Source organism: Pseudotamlana agarivorans (genome assembly GCF_001642835.1).
In the GTDB taxonomy this organism is placed as follows: domain Bacteria; phylum Bacteroidota; class Bacteroidia; order Flavobacteriales; family Flavobacteriaceae; genus Pseudotamlana; species Pseudotamlana agarivorans.
The window spans coordinates 1-16,037 of sequence record NZ_LXEI01000006.1; the positions used below are offsets into that span (position 1 = coordinate 1).

At 34.4% G+C, this 16,037-nt stretch carries 15 protein-coding genes and 1 tRNA gene; 8 read left to right on the forward strand and 8 right to left on the reverse strand.

What is annotated here, in order from left to right; genetic code table 11:
• Positions 1-374: 374 nt before the first annotated feature.
• Genes A6I66_RS08010 through A6I66_RS16630 form a run of 3 tightly spaced genes read left to right on the forward strand, consistent with a single transcriptional unit; the run spans position 375 to position 1,283 of the window.
• Positions 375-782 (forward strand): VOC family protein, encoded by a 408-nt coding sequence (locus A6I66_RS08010; protein WP_317047674.1) that lies wholly within the window; start codon positions 375-377, stop codon positions 780-782.
• 18 nt (positions 783-800) lie between these two features.
• Positions 801-1,103: an HPF/RaiA family ribosome-associated protein gene (locus A6I66_RS08015; RefSeq protein WP_067147483.1), complete on the forward strand. Its 303-nt coding sequence runs from the start codon at positions 801-803 to the stop codon at positions 1,101-1,103.
• A 27-nt stretch (positions 1,104-1,130) separates the two neighbouring features.
• Entirely contained in the window at positions 1,131-1,283 is a 153-nt protein-coding gene (locus A6I66_RS16630) for a hypothetical protein (RefSeq protein WP_157614144.1), read from the forward strand.
• A gap of 93 nt (positions 1,284-1,376) precedes the next feature.
• Here A6I66_RS16630 and A6I66_RS08020 read toward each other — a convergent pair whose 3' ends face one another.
• Positions 1,377-1,970, reverse strand: a complete 594-nt coding sequence (locus A6I66_RS08020; RefSeq protein ID WP_067147486.1) for a DUF1989 domain-containing protein — start codon at positions 1,968-1,970, stop codon at positions 1,377-1,379.
• Positions 1,971-1,973: 3 nt separating this feature from the next.
• Positions 1,974-2,654, reverse strand: coding sequence for a guanitoxin biosynthesis heme-dependent pre-guanitoxin N-hydroxylase GntA (gene gntA / locus A6I66_RS08025; RefSeq protein ID WP_067147489.1), 681 nt, complete (start codon positions 2,652-2,654; stop codon positions 1,974-1,976).
• 276 nt (positions 2,655-2,930) lie between these two features.
• Here gntA and A6I66_RS08030 point away from each other — a divergent pair, with 276 nt between their 5' ends.
• Positions 2,931-3,467, forward strand: a complete 537-nt coding sequence (locus A6I66_RS08030; RefSeq protein WP_067147493.1) for a hypothetical protein — start codon at positions 2,931-2,933, stop codon at positions 3,465-3,467.
• A 9-nt stretch (positions 3,468-3,476) separates the two neighbouring features.
• Here A6I66_RS08030 and A6I66_RS08035 read toward each other — a convergent pair whose 3' ends face one another.
• Genes A6I66_RS08035 through A6I66_RS08045 form a run of 3 tightly spaced genes read right to left on the reverse strand, consistent with a single transcriptional unit; the run spans position 3,477 to position 6,783 of the window.
• The gene (locus tag A6I66_RS08035; protein WP_067147496.1) at positions 3,477-4,325 is read right to left on the reverse strand and encodes an SDR family oxidoreductase; all 849 of its coding nucleotides are present in this window, start codon (positions 4,323-4,325) and stop codon (positions 3,477-3,479) included.
• A 24-nt stretch (positions 4,326-4,349) separates the two neighbouring features.
• A complete protein-coding gene (locus tag A6I66_RS08040) occupies positions 4,350-4,631 on the reverse strand; it encodes a SemiSWEET transporter (RefSeq protein WP_067147499.1) in 282 nt (93 codons plus the stop codon).
• Positions 4,632-4,650: 19 nt separating this feature from the next.
• Positions 4,651-6,783 (reverse strand): catalase, encoded by a 2,133-nt coding sequence (locus A6I66_RS08045; protein ID WP_067147503.1) that lies wholly within the window; start codon positions 6,781-6,783, stop codon positions 4,651-4,653.
• Between the two features lie 411 nt (positions 6,784-7,194).
• Here A6I66_RS08045 and A6I66_RS16635 point away from each other — a divergent pair, with 411 nt between their 5' ends.
• The 3 genes from A6I66_RS16635 (at position 7,195) to A6I66_RS08055 (ending at position 11,281) form a co-directional block, all read left to right on the forward strand.
• Complete coding sequence (locus tag A6I66_RS16635) at positions 7,195-7,362, forward strand: lmo0937 family membrane protein (RefSeq protein WP_157614146.1); 168 nt, start codon at positions 7,195-7,197, stop codon at positions 7,360-7,362.
• 306 nt (positions 7,363-7,668) lie between these two features.
• On the forward strand, positions 7,669-8,964 hold the full coding sequence (locus A6I66_RS08050; protein WP_067147506.1) for a PQQ-dependent sugar dehydrogenase: 1,296 nt from the start codon (positions 7,669-7,671) through the stop codon (positions 8,962-8,964).
• A 49-nt stretch (positions 8,965-9,013) separates the two neighbouring features.
• Positions 9,014-11,281, forward strand: a complete 2,268-nt coding sequence (locus A6I66_RS08055) for a TonB-dependent receptor family protein (RefSeq protein WP_245683445.1) — start codon at positions 9,014-9,016, stop codon at positions 11,279-11,281.
• A gap of 47 nt (positions 11,282-11,328) precedes the next feature.
• Here A6I66_RS08055 and A6I66_RS08060 read toward each other — a convergent pair whose 3' ends face one another.
• The 3 genes from A6I66_RS08060 to A6I66_RS08070 all read right to left on the reverse strand — a co-directional run bounded on the left by A6I66_RS08060 (position 11,329) and on the right by A6I66_RS08070 (position 15,465).
• The gene (locus tag A6I66_RS08060) at positions 11,329-13,545 is read right to left on the reverse strand and encodes an FUSC family protein (RefSeq protein ID WP_067147512.1); all 2,217 of its coding nucleotides are present in this window, start codon (positions 13,543-13,545) and stop codon (positions 11,329-11,331) included.
• Positions 13,546-13,910: 365 nt separating this feature from the next.
• Positions 13,911-14,720 carry a transporter family protein gene (locus A6I66_RS08065; protein WP_067147515.1) on the reverse strand — a complete coding sequence of 270 codons (810 nt, stop codon included), beginning with the start codon at positions 14,718-14,720 and terminating at the stop codon, positions 13,911-13,913.
• 671 nt (positions 14,721-15,391) lie between these two features.
• A tRNA-Met gene (locus A6I66_RS08070) sits at positions 15,392-15,465 on the reverse strand.
• Positions 15,466-15,596: 131 nt separating this feature from the next.
• Between A6I66_RS08070 and A6I66_RS08075 the strand changes: the two genes are divergently transcribed.
• Positions 15,597-15,989, forward strand: a complete 393-nt coding sequence (locus tag A6I66_RS08075) for an START-like domain-containing protein (RefSeq protein WP_067147518.1) — start codon at positions 15,597-15,599, stop codon at positions 15,987-15,989.
• Positions 15,990-16,037: the final 48 nt, after the last annotated feature.

Consider the following 16,037-nt stretch of genomic DNA (forward strand, 5'->3'; position numbering starts at 1 on the left):
TTGAATTAGTTCCTAACTTATCATTAACAACCAAATTACCCTGCTTTTTTATCTCAATTAGTTGGTATAAAGTTTAAAAAACCGAAAACTGCAAAATTATCCGTATTGCGACCAGTGGTAACTATTTTGTATTCATTGTTTTTTGAATTTAGATTATGAAACAAAATTGGAGTATTTTAAAAGGTATTTACTTTTCCAAATCAAAGGAACCTGCAGTCAAATCTATTACCTTAAGATTTTTATATGTATTGTCATAAAATTAGGTGATATATCACGAACAACTTATACTGAAGCTTTTCAGCTAAAAGAAAAATTCTTTGGGTTAAGACTTTCAAGGCAAAGGCCTTAGTTTAGATATAAATTAAAAACAAAACATGATGAACGTACAAGCATATTTAGCCTTTAATGGAGATTGCCATGAGGCTCTAAATTTTTATAGTGATATTTTCAATGCTGAAATAAAAAATAAGCAAACTTATGAAGATAGTAAGATTGATTTGCCTAACTCATATCGTAAAAAACTACAACACGCTGAGTTAAAAGGAAAAGGAGTGCATTTTATGGCATATGATGCCGCACCCGATACGCCATTAAATCAAGGGACCAAAATTCATATGAGTGTCGATTTAAAGACACCAAATGAAGCCAAAAAGTTATTTCATGAACTATCGTCATCAGGTCAAGTACACCATGAATTTGAAGAAAGATCATGGGGTCATTTTGGACGATGTACTGATAAGTATGGAATCAATTGGATGGTAAATTGTAATAATCCAGATTAATTAAAAAACATAAATCTTATGCAAATTATATTTGAGTACCACGATGTACAAGCAAGTGACTCATTAGAAACATTAGCGCGTGAAAAGCTTGAAAACCTAGGAGATAAATACGATATGGTTATTCGGGGCGATGTGTTTTTTAAATTAGAAAATACAACTTCGAATGATACAGGTAAAATATGTAATATCAGATTAAGTCTTCCTGGACCACGTTTATTTGCAGAATCGAGTCATGATAATTTTGTCGATTCCTTAACTGAATCTATAAGAGATCTCGAACGTCAGTTGCAAAAACGTAAGGAAAAAATGAAATCATTTTAATAAAATCAAACACTAAAATAATAATAGATGGACCCATCAGCAGTATTAGGAGCAACATCCAAACTTTTTAAAAACGAAAAAATGAAAATTGCATTTGTTGCATTACAACTTGGTTATTTAACCTATAAGTTTTTTCAAAATAAAAAGGAAATTCAACATTCAAAGGTTTTAAATAAATAATAATACCAAACTTGAAAAATTTAAATCCTGATAGGCGATATTATAGTATCTCCTATCAGGATTTTTTACTTTTATTAAAGGAGGTAATCATGGCTAGTTTTTGGAATGTATTTCAAAATGAATGGGTTTGAAGGATCCACCATTACTGTCTTCAGCAGAACAAGCGGTTAGACAAACTATGAGATCCATAAGCGCTTCAAATGTCACATAATCACCAGCCTTAGAAGTTGGTGGTAATACGGATAACTTGCCTTTTTCATCAAATTGAACATTCATAAAAATATTAAACGCAGTTGGAATTTCGTCTTGTGTAATACCAAAAGGTTTCAAATTAGTGGTTAAATTTTCTAAACAACTTGGATGATAATCTGGGTTATTATACAAGACTATAAACGTTTCTGCACTGCAAGGCGCTAATAAAAAGTCGTTTCTTCCATTGGTGTCCTCTAAAATCTTCATCATTTTATGAGACCTATTACTCCATAAAAAATTCCCTGTTGTTAATAAAATAGACGCTTCAAAATCTAAAGTTTTTCCAGATGATATTTTTTCTTTGGTATCACTAGAATTGAATAATACCATATCACTTACTTGTTGGCCTTGCGGATCTATAACCTTGAGAATATCACCTTTCTTTAAGTGTATGGCTTTTCCGCTTTGCTTGTTTATAATGTGTTGTTTACTCATAGGTTATTTATGTTTAGATTGAAAAGGGCATACCCAACCTTTTTCAACAGCTCGTCCGCTATATTGTCTTGTTTCCGATTCCTGGCCAAAATCTTTTAAAACCGGATTGATATGTCCTTGCCACTCTTTATCACGGTTTCTAATGCGCTGTTTTATTTGATCGTAAGCTCCCAAATCTCTTAATTTTTCAAATTGACTATGCAGGTTAAAAACTATAGCAGGGTAAGGACTTTGCCTTGCTTTTCGTGAGCTATTGGGGTGTAAACCAATAATATAAAAGGCTTTGCCTTTAAGACTAAAGCTAAAATTTGGAGATTCTGGATTTTTACTCACTAGAGGATCCCAATCTGTATCATCTAAATCATGTAATTGTTGGAGTAGTGTCCATAATTGGGTTTCGAAGGCTATTTCTGTAGAAAATTCAGCTGAAGGAAAAACAGCTATAAACGATTCAAAAGCATTCGAATTGAAATTGTACTGTCTGATGTAATGTTCTAAATCCGACAATAAGGTTAACGCACAAGACTTATCGGCCATGCTTTCATAAATTCTGATGTGATGCGCACTTTTTGAAAATACAGCCTTAGCCATCACACAAGGATGTTCTTTATTGAGAATGAAATTTTTGAATTCGGTTTCAATCCGTTTGGTTTCAAGAATGGTATATTTATTTAAAGTACCCATAATTTATAGTGTTTTTCTTTAGATCCATTTACAAGTGCAACACCATTAAAAGTGGCCTGTTTTGCCCTGTGATTTCTAATCGTGTATAGCACTAAATTATAGGAATATGTTATACTTTATAAATGCTAATGGATTGATTATTAACTCAAAACAGTTGTGGGGGTTAATTCGTTTTTTTCTTGCATAGCGTTACATTTAAGCGCAATACAGCAAAGCCGTATGCTTCTGTTTCATTAATTTTAATACCAAACTAACTAGAGAAAAAGCATTTTAACCATGGCATTTAATAGGTATATAAAACGAGCCGTTGTAGGTGGAGTCATTTCAATGGTTATTATCTTTTTGGGGACGTTATTACTGGGGCAGTTATCAGGATACAAAGCCAAAATTCTTATTGAAAATTCTATCGATGGTATTAACACCTTATGCAATACCATTACTTTAGCTTCCGCAACGATTTTGGCATTATTATTAACCCTGCTTGGGGTTAGCAATACATCCAAGATAAAATCGGAACATTACAAACACATCCTTTTCATAGCCAAACTAGATACTATAGTTTTTGTCGCTTCCATGATATCTTTTCTATTATTTAATTTGCCCATCACAGATTCGGAGGAAATACCAGCATCATGGTTTTCAGTGATGTATTATAGTTCATTGACGCTTTCGAGTATTTTAAGTTCGGCATTAATTGTTGTAGTTTTAATGCTTAATAGCACTATAGTAAGTATTATAAAAATTATGGGATTGGGTATAACCGATCATCCTTTGGCTATAGATGAAAAAAAGGATGAAAAATTAGAGGAGTAATCGCGATGATTAGCCTCCAATAATTTCCCCTCCATTTACATGAATAAATTGTCCGGTTATATAACTACTATCTTCACATGCTAAAAATACATAAGCGGGACCAACTTCACTAGGCTGGCCAGCACGACCTAAGGGCGTGTCTTTACCGAACTTAGAAACCTCATTAAAAGATGATATCACTAAAGGTGTCCAAATAGGTCCAGGAGCAACCCCATTTACTCTAATTTTTTTCTCGGCCAACTGCGCCGATAATGATCGGGTGAAACTTACAATAGCACCTTTAGTACTTGCATAATCTACTAGGTGGGAGCTACCTCGGTAAGCTGTTACAGAACTCGTGTTTATAATAACATCATGGGCTTTAAGATGCTTTAGTGCGGCTTGTGCTAAATAGACGTATGGATAAAAATTCGTTTCAACAGTTTTGTGTAAATCTGCTTTAGTAATATCTAAAATAGAATCTTTAGGAAAATGTGTTGCCGCGTTATTCACCAATATATTCAATTGTCCGAAGGTTTCCAGGCACTTTTTTACGCTTTTTATACAATTTTCCTCCGTTTTTAAATCGGTATTAATAAGTAAACATTTGCGGCCTTCTTGTTCTACCTGTTCTTTAATTATGTTGGCATCTTTATCTTCTTCGAGATAAACAAGGGCAATATCGGCGCCTTCTTTAGCAAAATGTAGCACTACGCTAGCGCCTATGCCACTATCGCCGCCAGTCACTAAAGCTACTTTTCCTTTTAGTTTATTAGAACCCTTGTAATTTTTACGTATTAATTCGGGTTCGGGAGTCATTTTATGTTGCATTCCAGGTTTGGATTGCTCTTGCTCTGGAAATTTATCTGGTTTTGCCATTTTTTATTTGTTTTAATTTGAATTTTATTTTGAAGTGCTCACGTTTTTATTGAGTCTTGAGCTTATTAAAATGTAAAGCATGATACCATTAAAAATTAAAGAAATGGCGTTACAAATTATAATAGGCCAATCGTGTTTTAAAATACCATATACGACCCATAGGGCAACGCCAAGACATAAAATAATGTACATCCACGGACTCACATCGTGTACTTTACCTGTGCGTATGGCCTTTATAATTTGAGGCAATACGGCAATCGTGGTAAAAATGCTGGCTAATATGCCAATGGTTTGATCTAAGTTCATGGATGCTTGTTGCTTAATGTTAAACAGGAATAGTCTCTACAACATCTAATCGTTTCCAATTACGGTGTTTTGCGATAGCTTCAATAAAGGCTTTTGGTTCGGTGTTTAGTAATACCGCTTCATCGTTTTTATATTCAGAAACATAGGTTTTATCAATTAAATCTTCACCCTCATGATCGGCAGCAATAGCTTTACAGTGTTTAAAAGCTTCATTAATAAATTTGATATACTTTTTAGAAGCTAAAAGGGATTCCATGGATTTTGCCCCACCGGGAATATACACGGCATCAAACAATACACTTTCTGTAGTACTAATGGCAGCATCTACTTTGTGTTTCATACCGTCGGTACAGGTTATGTTTCCGCCATGTGGCGCTATAATTTTTATGATAGCATCTTCGGCCTCTAACGCTTTAGTCATAGAATCAAAATCTTTCATCGAAAAACCATCGGCAGCCAATACGGCAATTTGTCTCGTAGCAATACTATTAAAATTGGTTTGAGATTGGCTTAAAGTAGGAGCTTTATCTAAATAGATATTCTTTTTTCCTGGCTGAAATTTTTCAACTTCGGCATCGGCACCTATGGCTTGGTTTATAGGTTGTTCTATAGATTTTGGTACCTCTAGTCCTAGTCCTTTTGCAACATCTGCCGCTAGTTTTTCATCTACTTGAGATACTACCCATAGCATACGTTCTTGGATGTGCTGATGTTTACATTTTCCTAATTCAAAGGTATAGGCTTCCATAACATGCTTCTGTTCCCAGTCTGATAAACTGCGATAAAATAAAGCCGGTTGTGAAAAGTGATCACTAAAGCTTTCACTTCGTGTTCGTATTTTTTTGGCATCGATGCGCTCTTCGTAAGATGTGAATCCGCCTTCGGCCATTTTTGCTAAGTGCGGACAACCACCACCCAAACTATTTGGAAAATAAGCTGTTTGCCCCTTAGGAATTTCGGTTTGCATGAGTCCGTCACGTTGGTTGTTATGAGTATCGCCAACTGGGCGGTTAATAGGAATTTGATGAAAATTGGGTCCGCCTAAACGTGATAATTGGGTGTCGCGATACGAGAATAAACGCCCTTGTAAAAGGGGATCGTTTGTAAAATCGATACCAGGCACGATATGTCCAGGTAAAAAGGCCACTTGCTCGGTTTCCGCAAAAAAGTTTTCAGGATTACGGTTTAAGGTCATTTTACCTACAATCTTTACCGGTACCATTTCTTCTGGAATTAATTTGGTAGGGTCTAACAAATCGAAATCGAATTTGTGCTCGTCTTCTTCCGGAACAATTTGCAGTCCTAATTCCCATTCGGGATAATGTCCAGCTTCGATAGCTTCCCATAAATCGCGACGATGAAAATCGGAATCGGCGCCACTAATTTTTACAGCCTCATCCCAAGTTACCGAATGTACGCCTAGTTTTGGTTTCCAATGGAATTTTACAAAATGAGATTTTCCTTCCTTATTAATTAACCTGAAGGTATGAATACCAAACCCTTCCATCATACGTAAACTACGCGGAATGGCGCGGTCGCTCATTACCCAAATTTGATTGTGAAGCGTTTCGGTAGAACGGGAAATAAAATCGTAAAAGGTATCGTGTGCCGAAGCTGCTTGTGGGATTTCATTATTAGGTTCTGGTTTCACCGAATGAATCAAATCTGGAAACTTCATAGCATCTTGAATAAAAAAGATAGGCATGTTATTACCTACTAAATCCCAGGTTCCTTCATCGGTATAAAACTTTACGGCAAAACCTCTTACATCTCTAGCTAAATCGGTAGAACCTTTAGATCCTGCAACGGTTGAAAAACGTACAAACACGGGTGTTTTTCTAGAAGTGTCTGTAAAAATACCGGCTTTGGTGTACTCTTCGATACTTTCATACAATTCAAAAATACCATGAGCTCCGCTACCACGGGCGTGAACAATACGTTCTGGAATGCGCTCATGATCGAAACTGGTAATCTTCTCACGAAGTAGAAAGTCTTCTAATAAGGTTGAACCTCGTTCTCCAGCTTTTAATGAATTATTGGTATCGTTAACTTTTAAGCCTTGATTGGTGGTCATGGTTTTTCCTTCCGATTCCTTATATGCAGATTTCAAGTATTTTATTTTTTTTGATTTTTGATTTTTTTCCTTTGCCATTGGTTCTAATTTTAAAGTGTTCTACAAGTCTTAATAATATGTTTGATTCGCTTTCGAAAGTCTTAATTACCAGTGAGATATATTAACACGATGCATATTTTAATTAGCGCAATCAAAAAGAAATTTAAAAAACATATTTTGGCTTCATATTGTCATGATTTAGTCATTTGATAGCTGCTATTTTTTGGACATATTAATAGGTGTATGGCTTACAATAAATAATAGGGAAGATGCTAAAATGGGTTGTTAGCATTTTTGACATTCACAAAATAGCTTATCAGTATAAAAACGGATTAGGGCAAAACCGTTTGCTTTACAGTTAAAGAGGTAAAGTGAATTACTGTAATTTTATCCTACATCCTAACAGATATTTAGGATGGATAAATAATTTAACTTTAAAAATTAAATATTATGAGAAGTCTAATTTGGTTAGTAGCCGTTATTTGTATTGTCGTTTGGATGTTAGGGTTTTTTGGTATTGTGGCAGGATTAGCTACCGGTAGTTTAATACACATCCTATTAGTATTAGCTGTAATCGCTATTTTATACAACATTATTACTGGAAGAAAACCTTTATAAATTCTATAAAATTCTACCTCTGAAATATAAATGCGCTATGGCATTATAAAAAAAAACTAATTATCAGGTTGTGTTATAGTAGTAAAAGGATAGGCTGTCTGAAAAGTGAATAAAATTTGATGTATCCCATTAATCTGGTCGAAATTGTTTCAACAGGTTTAATAGGATATCAAATCACTTTTCAGGCAGCTTTTTTTATGGATAAAAGGGAAAAGATTTATTATGAATGTTAAAATTATTTTAAAAACGCGATTGAGTTAAAGTCCTTATTTCGAATGTTTTATTTTCAAAAAAAAAGCTAGAATTATGAAAAGAATTACCCGCCTTTTAATGTTAATAACAGTAATAACTTTTGTAGCCTGTAAATCGGAGGCTAAGAAAAAGTTAGAAGTTCCTGAAGAAGAAAAAGAGATGATTTCTCAACAACCTGCCGATACGGTTCAGACCGCTATAGGTCCGCTAATCTTGCCCAAACCTTACGCCACAGAATCTGTAAGGAAGGAAAATAAACTTGTAGATTGGCCGGAAGGCAAATTACCAACAGCACCCGAAGGTTTTACGGTAACCAAATTGGCCGATGGATTTGAGAATCCGCGATGGACGTACATTGCGCCTAATGGCGATATGTTTGTGTGTGAATCCAATACTAAAAACAGTGCAGGACGCATTACCTTGTTAAGAGATGAAAATAATGATGGAACTATCGAATTGCGAGAAACTTTTCTCGACGAATTAAAACAACCACTAGGGATGTTAGTGATTAAAAATCATTTCTACGTGGCCAATACCGATGGCCTTTATAAATACCCTTATAAAAAAGGACAAACGAAATTAAAACCAAATAGTGGCGAAAAAATAGTGGAACTTCCTGCCGGAGGTTACAATAACCACTGGACGCGAAATATTATTACGAACAAAGCTCAAGATAAAATATACATTTCTGTAGGTTCGGCAAGTAATGTTGGCGAATATGGAATGGAAGAAGAAATTCGTCGTGCCAATATTTTGGAAGTTGATTTAAACGGAGAAAACGAAAAAATATATGCTAACGGATTAAGAAATCCGGTTGGAATGGATTGGAATCCTGTTAACGGCGCACTTTGGACTGCCGTAAACGAACGTGATAAAATTGGCGATAATTTGGTGCCCGATTATGTAACCAGCGTTAAAGAAGGTGGTTTTTATGGTTGGCCTTACGCTTATTATGGTGCCATTCCAGACCCGAGATTAAAAGGGGAAGCACCAGAATTAGTTGAAAAAACCATAGTGCCCGATGTATCTGTAGGACCACATACGGCCTCTTTAGGCCTAACGTTTTACGATAAGGAGAGCTTTCCTGAAAAATATAAAAATGGTATGTTTGTAGGACAACATGGTTCGTGGAACCGCTCGGTGCTTTCGGGGTATCGCGTGGTGTTTATTCCTTTTGAAAATGGTAAACCTACCTCGAAACCAGAAGATTTCCTTACCGGATTTATAGCCGAAGATAGTGATACCGAAGTTTATGGAAGACCCGTTTGTGTTGCCGTTACGCCATCAGGTGATTTATTAGTAAACGACGATTCTGGTAACACGATTTGGAAAGTAAGTTACACCAAGTAGTTTTAATAACTAATTTTGAAATTCTATGACATGTTTACCACTAAACATCATGGCATTTATTTTTTTAATCGGACTTACAAACCCATTATGCGCACAACATATTAGTGGGACGGTGACAGATAATTTAGATGCGCCGATTCCAAATGTGATGGTGCTTTTGAATGATAGAATGATTTCGGAAACAGATTCTGAAGGTGCATTTACCTTATCTCATTCGTATCAACTGCCTTTAGAATTAAAATTTAAGCACCCCGATTTTTATATCAAATCATTTACCGTATCAAAAAATAATGAGGTGTTTGAGCTGACTGCTTTAAATCATAGTGAACATCTCAACGAGGTGATTATTTCCTCAACCTATCAAAAGGAAAGTCAAGTTATTATTCCAACATCTAAAATAACATCGGCTAAGTTTGAGGAATATAGTCCCGTTGATTTGATTTCAGCAATAAATGAAACACCTGGCGTTTACGTGCAAAGCGGGGCTTTAAATACCAATAGAGTGGTTATTCGTGGTGTGGGCTCTCGAACTTTGTATGGTACTAATAAAATTAGGGCTTACTACAACGGTATTCCCATAACTAACGGAACAGGATCAACCGATATAGATGCATACAATCCTGAAGATATTGCCAATATGGAAATTGTAAAAGGGCCGAAAGCAACACAGTATGGCACCAATTTAGGTGGAACATTACTACTTAACTCGAAACAGGCTTTAGCAGGTGAAACTTTTGCTAAAAATGATCTTACTGTAGGTAGTTTTGGTTTAATAAAAAATAGTATATCGGTCGCTACGGCCAATGAAAAATTGGCTTTTAATCTGAATTATGACTATATGGCCTCTGATGGTTTTCGGGATAATAATGCATACAACAGACAAACCGTGTTGTTAACTTCGCGATATAATTTCAATGAGAAAAATGACATTGGGGTTTTATTTAATTATACCGATTACGATGCGCAAATACCAAGTTCTATTGGTAAAACGGCTTTTGATGAAGATCCTACACAATCGGCTTACACTTGGGGTGCTGCTCAAGGTTACGAAGCCAATAAAATTGTTTTAGTAGGCCTAGATTATACCCATCGATTTTCGGAAACTTTTAGTAATACCACGTCAGTTTTTTACAATTACTTAGACCATTATGAGCCAAGGCCATTTAACATTCTGGATGAAATTACAAACGGTTATGGTGCACGAACGCTTTTTGCCAAAGATTTTAATTTTTTAAAAAATACCGCAAATTTGAGCTTTGGGGGCGAACTTTATCAGGATCAATACCAATGGAAAACCATTGAGAATTTATATGAAGATAATGATGGAAATGGAAGCTTGGCAGGAGATTTACTAAGCGATAATATTGAAGATCGTAGTAATTTAAATGTGTTTGCCACGGTAACCTTGCCATTCACTCAAAAATTAAAAGCACAGTTGGGTATTAACATTAATAAAACTCAATATGATTTTATTGATGAATTTAATACAGGAGCCGATAATAAGGATGCTAACCGCAATTTCGACCCTATTTTTGCACCCAACCTCAATGTGTTATATCAATTTACTTCTGATGCTGAAGCTTATGTGAATGTAAGCCGTGGTTTTAATTACCCTTCTATTGAAGAAACACTAACGCCCGAAGGTGTTATTAACCCAGATTTAGGTCCGGAAAAAGGTTTCAATTATGAAGTAGGAACCGAAATTTACTTCTTTAAAAGAGCGATGTACATGCAGTTGTCGGTTTATTTGCTAGATATTGATAATTTACTAGTGGCCGATAGAGTAGGCGAAGATCAGTACATAGGAAGAAATGCAGGTAAAACGCAGCATAAAGGTATAGAATTCGCTATGTCCTATACGCACCGTTTTACAAACGGGTTAAAGGTGTCACCATACCTAAACGCTGAAATTACCGATAATAAATTTATAGATTTCGTAGATCGAGATCATGATTACTCAGGGAATGCTCTTACCGGTGTGCCTGATAACAAAGTTAACGGAGGAATACGTTTAGCATATAAAAATTTGAACTTCAACACTAATTTTCTCTATATAGGCGATATGCCAATGAACGATGCCAATACGCTTTATACCAATCCGTATACCGTTTTTAACGCCAAATTGTCTTATAAAAATCATATTACCGATCACTTTTTTATAGGCGCAAACGTTGGTGTAAATAATTTCACTAATGAGGTTTATGCTTCATCCATTCTTATTAATGCTGTAGGATTTGGTGGCTCCGAGCCACGTTATTATTACCCAGGAATGCCCAGAAATTGGTATGTAGGTATTAAAATAGGTTATGATATTTAAAATAGTAGATGGCAAACTCAATAAAAGAAACCTGTACTAAAATGGGATTAGATATGTTTCACCTTTTTTACTAGATTTTCCGAAAGGTTAAATAACCACTTTACTTGATCTGAAACTAATTGCGTTTCGTGTAATTGAGATCGCATAGTTTCTGTAATAGGTAGACCTTCTTCTATTTCTTTATCGCGCTCTTCGATTAAGTCATGAAAATAGTTTTCGTAACTACGAGTTGCTCGATCTAGTTCCTGACTTTCCAATTGCTTTTTTGAATCTTCATTGTTTAAAATCGCAATCGATTTTATTAAATTAAATAAAATGTGCTTCACATAAATTTCAAAATGCTTTGGAGCTTCTCCAGTTTCATTTGTTCTTATATACATACCCAAAGAGGATAGCGAAGAAAGGAAAGTATTTAGAATAGTTGTTAATTCATATACCGTGGCACTGTCTTTTTGTTTAGACTTAGGTTCTTGTACTAGTCTTTGGTAAGCAGCATTTAGGTTGCCTATTTGTAAAAATGCTTCCTTTCTAGCTAGACTATACGTGGTTGGAGCTTCTCCTTTTTTATGATAGAGTTTATCTACTTCTTTTAAAAATTCCGATAGCGCCTCAATGCTATTGGCAAAGAACTCCTTGATGTTTTTGGATTCCCAAGCTGGCCAAAAAAAGTAGTTCGCCATGTAGGCTAATGTTGATCCTATTAGTGTGTCAATAACTCTAAATTTTATTACGGTTAATATATTGGGGGTAATTAACGCATACATGAATATCACATAGAGCGTAATGAAAGCTGCGCCATTTCTATAGTTTTGCTTTACTAGTGAAAAACCTATAATTAATGATAAGGCCGCAATAATACCATAAACAATAGTATTTTGTGTGAGCAGGACTATGCCTACGCCTACAGTAGCTCCAATTAGTGTGCCGACAACGCGATGCTTTGTTCGTTCCTTGGTTAAACTATAACTTGGTCGCATGATTACTACAATCGTGAGTAAAATCCAATACGATTGTTGCATTTCAATGACATGTCCTATAATAAATCCAATTAACATGGTTAATGTTAATCGTATGGAATGTCTGAAAATTGGAGATTTAAAGCTAAAATTAGCCTTAAGCTTTTTAAAGTCGTAATCTTGTGGCGTTATAAACTGTTCGGCATCCTTAACGCCTCTAATTTTATCGTTTTTGGAGTAATTGTTTAATATCCTCGCCATATCATTAAGATTGCTTATTTGCTTATCTTGATATGCTTTATAATTCAATAAAAATATTGTGCCTTCCCTTGATTCTGGTAATCCTACGCTGAATTTATACTCATTAATATGATTTTCAATATTGTAAAGTAAAATTTTGAAATTGGTATGAAAGGAAAGTTTTTGGGCTTTCAAAATCACTTTAGAAATATGATCTAATCGGTCTGAAATTTCAAAAATCAAATTTTGAAATTCATGTATGATTTCGGAATGTTTCTCGAACAAGCCATCTAATTTATCATAATCAATGGTATTAGAAATGGCCAATTCATAAATCTCCATGATTTTTGCAAAGAAAAGCTGTTGTCTACGGGTTCTATTACTAAACCCAGAACTTAATCTTTTTTCAAATATGAGTTCTCTAATGGTTTCATGAAGCTCATTGATTTCGGTTTGTAATTTGAATATTTCTTCAAAAAGAGACGTTCTATCCTGGCTTTCCTCTAGGAGCTTTCCTCGTATTTTAATAAACGCAGATGTTTTTTCGAGTAACTGAACAAACATAGAATCTACTTCCACTTTAGGAAAGGTAATTTGCATTAAAATCGTTAGGAATAAAAACCAAAACCCTCCTAAAGCTATAAATAGAGAATGTTCAAAATTAGAGGTTTCTGTACTATGTTGGGCAAAAGCTAATACGAGGGATAATAATCCAGATAAAGACACCAGGGAAGCTCTAAAACCGAAAACAGAAATATAAGAAATTGTAAAAACAAGTACAACGAGTACAGGAATGAGAATATATAAATAAGCGCTAAAATAGCCTACTAAAAACGTTGTTATAAAGGTTAATATTATTGAAGCTAAAATGCCATAGAATTTATGTTTTAAACTTCCAGCCACATCAGATGGAGCACATAAAATAGCACCTAAAGCCATGCTAAAACCTATATCTAGTCTATCGTAAAAATAAATAGAAATAAAAACAGGGATTGCCATAGCAAAAGCGACTAAAAAAGCTTTTGTAAAATGGATGCTCTTAAAATATCGAAGTAAATTTTTAACCATATGCTACTTTATCCCTCAAATTTAAGAAGTAAATATTCAATCCATACATAGTTCATGTAAATAAATGTGTATGAAACCTGAATCGTACTTGTAAAAAGCGTGTGTATGAATTTTGTAGGATATTAGTGTACTATAAACTTCTTGAAGTTAAAGCATTTACTATAAAAGAAGTAACTAATAAATAACAAAATAATTAATTAATTAATTAATTAATTAATAGAGTTGATATCGATACGAAATCTCTATCAGGGTGCAATAGGGTATAAAACACGGATAATTAAATGGTAAATTGGGAAGTTAAATTCTTGTAAAGTCCCTAAAATTAATGCTTTGGTAAACCTAATCTAACACTTATAGAAACAAGTTTAGTTCATAGGGATGTACCATCTAAAACCAAAACGAATTCCAAAATTACTTAGGTTTCTGGTATAACCTTCAGAGCGGTAGGCCATAATTTCTGGTTCTATATAAGCGTTATATTTTAGTTTTCCCGACCAGATGTAACCTACTCTAAAATCTATAGGCATAGCAACCTTCCCTGTGTTATAGTCGAATTGCCATTCTGGTTCTATACCAGCATAAATACCATTGGCCCAGGTATAAAATATATTAGGTTGTAAAACTGCGTAGTTGCTGTGTCCGTAGGTATCGTTTTTACTAATAGAAAAGAAATTTTCTAAAATCCAATACATCTGCCAGTTTCCTAAATCTGTAAAGGTAATGGTAAAGGCTGGACCTATAGACCATTGTGGAGAACCCAGTTTGTGAGACGTGTTTGTTGGTGCAGTTAAATTCCAACCGGCGCCAAATTGTCCCCATTTTTTCTTACTTACAATAAAGAACTGGTTAAGGGTTAAATCTCCTAAACCCGTAGTGCCGTCTGGAGCTGTATTTACAAAAGCAATGACTCTAATAAGTTGTGGTAAAGGAATAAGAAGTCCCTCTTTTACAGGTATGATACCTCTAAATCGAAAATTCTGAGCAAAGCCGTCTTGGCCTTCAGTATCAAAAATAGCATATTCTTCTAATTGTAATTGCCAAGCCAATGTTGTAGGGTTCATAATCTCTTGAGACTGCTTAACCGATGTTTTAGATTCTGGAGCAGCTTCTTTTGATTCTTGGGCACATAAAGGCAGACTAAAAAGAATGAAAAGTACTATAAGATTTAGTTTCATAAGAATAGGATTATATACAAAGATATTTAAATTTAATTTTTTAACGCGTGTGGATAAAAAATCTTTCAGTCTTATGCCAAATCTGTGATATTCAATCTTATCTGTAGCTTTATTTAAAGCATGGTCAAACTTGTTTACATCGATTTTTTTATAGGGTTTCCTAATGAAGTGACTCTAAGATTTCCATAACATTAAACTAATCTACTCTTCCTAAAAATAGTACTTAATAAAAGTAAAAGCTTCAACGGAATCCCTCTAATGCTAATCTATACATCTTTAGATCTTAGTCAATAGCTATTAGAATGAGCGAGGAGAAAATATGGTCTTCTTCCTTCTAAGAAATGCTACTTTTTCAGTATAAATATAGCCTTTGGTCTTGATCCTAGAGTTATTCATAATGAAAATCCAAATAAATACTCTAAGAAAGAAGTTAAAAGCGGATGAATATAATTGATTAACAATTTTTTAGTTTACCGGATTTAAACCTATAAAAACTTAATTTGCTACTGAGAAATCAAGTACATATTATTTTTTGACATCAAAAAAAGTCAATTAAAGACAATTGGTATGAGTTGCTATAAAAAATATAAATTTTGTACCTATTTTGTACTCATACTATTTTTTAGAATAAAAAAAGGGCTTCAATTTCTTGAAACCCATTTTTGTACTTGTAGCGAGAGCGGGGCACGATCCCGCGACCTCCGGGTTATGAATCCGACGCTCTAACCAGCTGAGCTACCTCGCCATAATTTGAGGCTGCAAATATATAAACATTATTAATGTTACCAAACAGAACGCAAAAAAAATAATATTAAATTTTATACCCTCACTTATCAATTTATGTATATATTGGCAATATAAATTTCTAAATTACATATGGACGACAAAATTAGATTTGATATAGAATTTCAAATACACGCTTCCCCTCAGCTTTTATATCAATATATTTCTACACCTTCGGGTTTATCAGAGTGGTTTTCGGATAACGTAAATTCACGAGGTGAACTCTTTACTTTTATTTGGGATGGTAGCGAAGAAAAAGCAAAACTCTTAAATAAGAAAGGTGGTGAACGTGTTAAGTTTAGATGGATCGCTGATGAAGAAGATGGACTTACTTGTTATTTTGAAATTCGAATCCAAGTTGATGAAATCACTAAAGATGTATCATTAATTATAACAGACTTTGCTGATGATGATGAGGTTGATGAGGCTAAAATGCTTTGGACCAACCAAATTTCAAGTTTAAAGCAAGTATTAGGTTCTGCTTAATTACAAATAGCATATTTTAAATTATATTTGTCCCGCTTACGCAAAAAA

Coding starts and splice junctions, on each gene's coding strand:
- A6I66_RS08010 (WP_317047674.1), top strand. CDS start 375: ATGATGAACGTACAAGCATATTTAGCCTTTAATGGAGATTGCCATGAG.
- A6I66_RS08015 (WP_067147483.1), top strand. CDS start 801: ATGCAAATTATATTTGAGTACCACGATGTACAAGCAAGTGACTCATTA.
- A6I66_RS16630 (WP_157614144.1), top strand. CDS start 1,131: ATGGACCCATCAGCAGTATTAGGAGCAACATCCAAACTTTTTAAAAAC.
- A6I66_RS08020 (WP_067147486.1), bottom strand. CDS start 1,970: ATGAGTAAACAACACATTATAAACAAGCAAAGCGGAAAAGCCATACAC.
- gntA (WP_067147489.1), bottom strand. CDS start 2,654: ATGGGTACTTTAAATAAATATACCATTCTTGAAACCAAACGGATTGAA.
- A6I66_RS08030 (WP_067147493.1), top strand. CDS start 2,931: ATGGCATTTAATAGGTATATAAAACGAGCCGTTGTAGGTGGAGTCATT.
- A6I66_RS08035 (WP_067147496.1), bottom strand. CDS start 4,325: ATGGCAAAACCAGATAAATTTCCAGAGCAAGAGCAATCCAAACCTGGA.
- A6I66_RS08040 (WP_067147499.1), bottom strand. CDS start 4,631: ATGAACTTAGATCAAACCATTGGCATATTAGCCAGCATTTTTACCACG.
- A6I66_RS08045 (WP_067147503.1), bottom strand. CDS start 6,783: ATGGCAAAGGAAAAAAATCAAAAATCAAAAAAAATAAAATACTTGAAA.
- A6I66_RS16635 (WP_157614146.1), top strand. CDS start 7,195: ATGAGAAGTCTAATTTGGTTAGTAGCCGTTATTTGTATTGTCGTTTGG.
- A6I66_RS08050 (WP_067147506.1), top strand. CDS start 7,669: ATGAAAAGAATTACCCGCCTTTTAATGTTAATAACAGTAATAACTTTT.
- A6I66_RS08055 (WP_245683445.1), top strand. CDS start 9,014: ATGGCATTTATTTTTTTAATCGGACTTACAAACCCATTATGCGCACAA.
- A6I66_RS08060 (WP_067147512.1), bottom strand. CDS start 13,545: ATGGTTAAAAATTTACTTCGATATTTTAAGAGCATCCATTTTACAAAA.
- A6I66_RS08065 (WP_067147515.1), bottom strand. CDS start 14,720: ATGAAACTAAATCTTATAGTACTTTTCATTCTTTTTAGTCTGCCTTTA.
- A6I66_RS08075 (WP_067147518.1), top strand. CDS start 15,597: ATGGACGACAAAATTAGATTTGATATAGAATTTCAAATACACGCTTCC.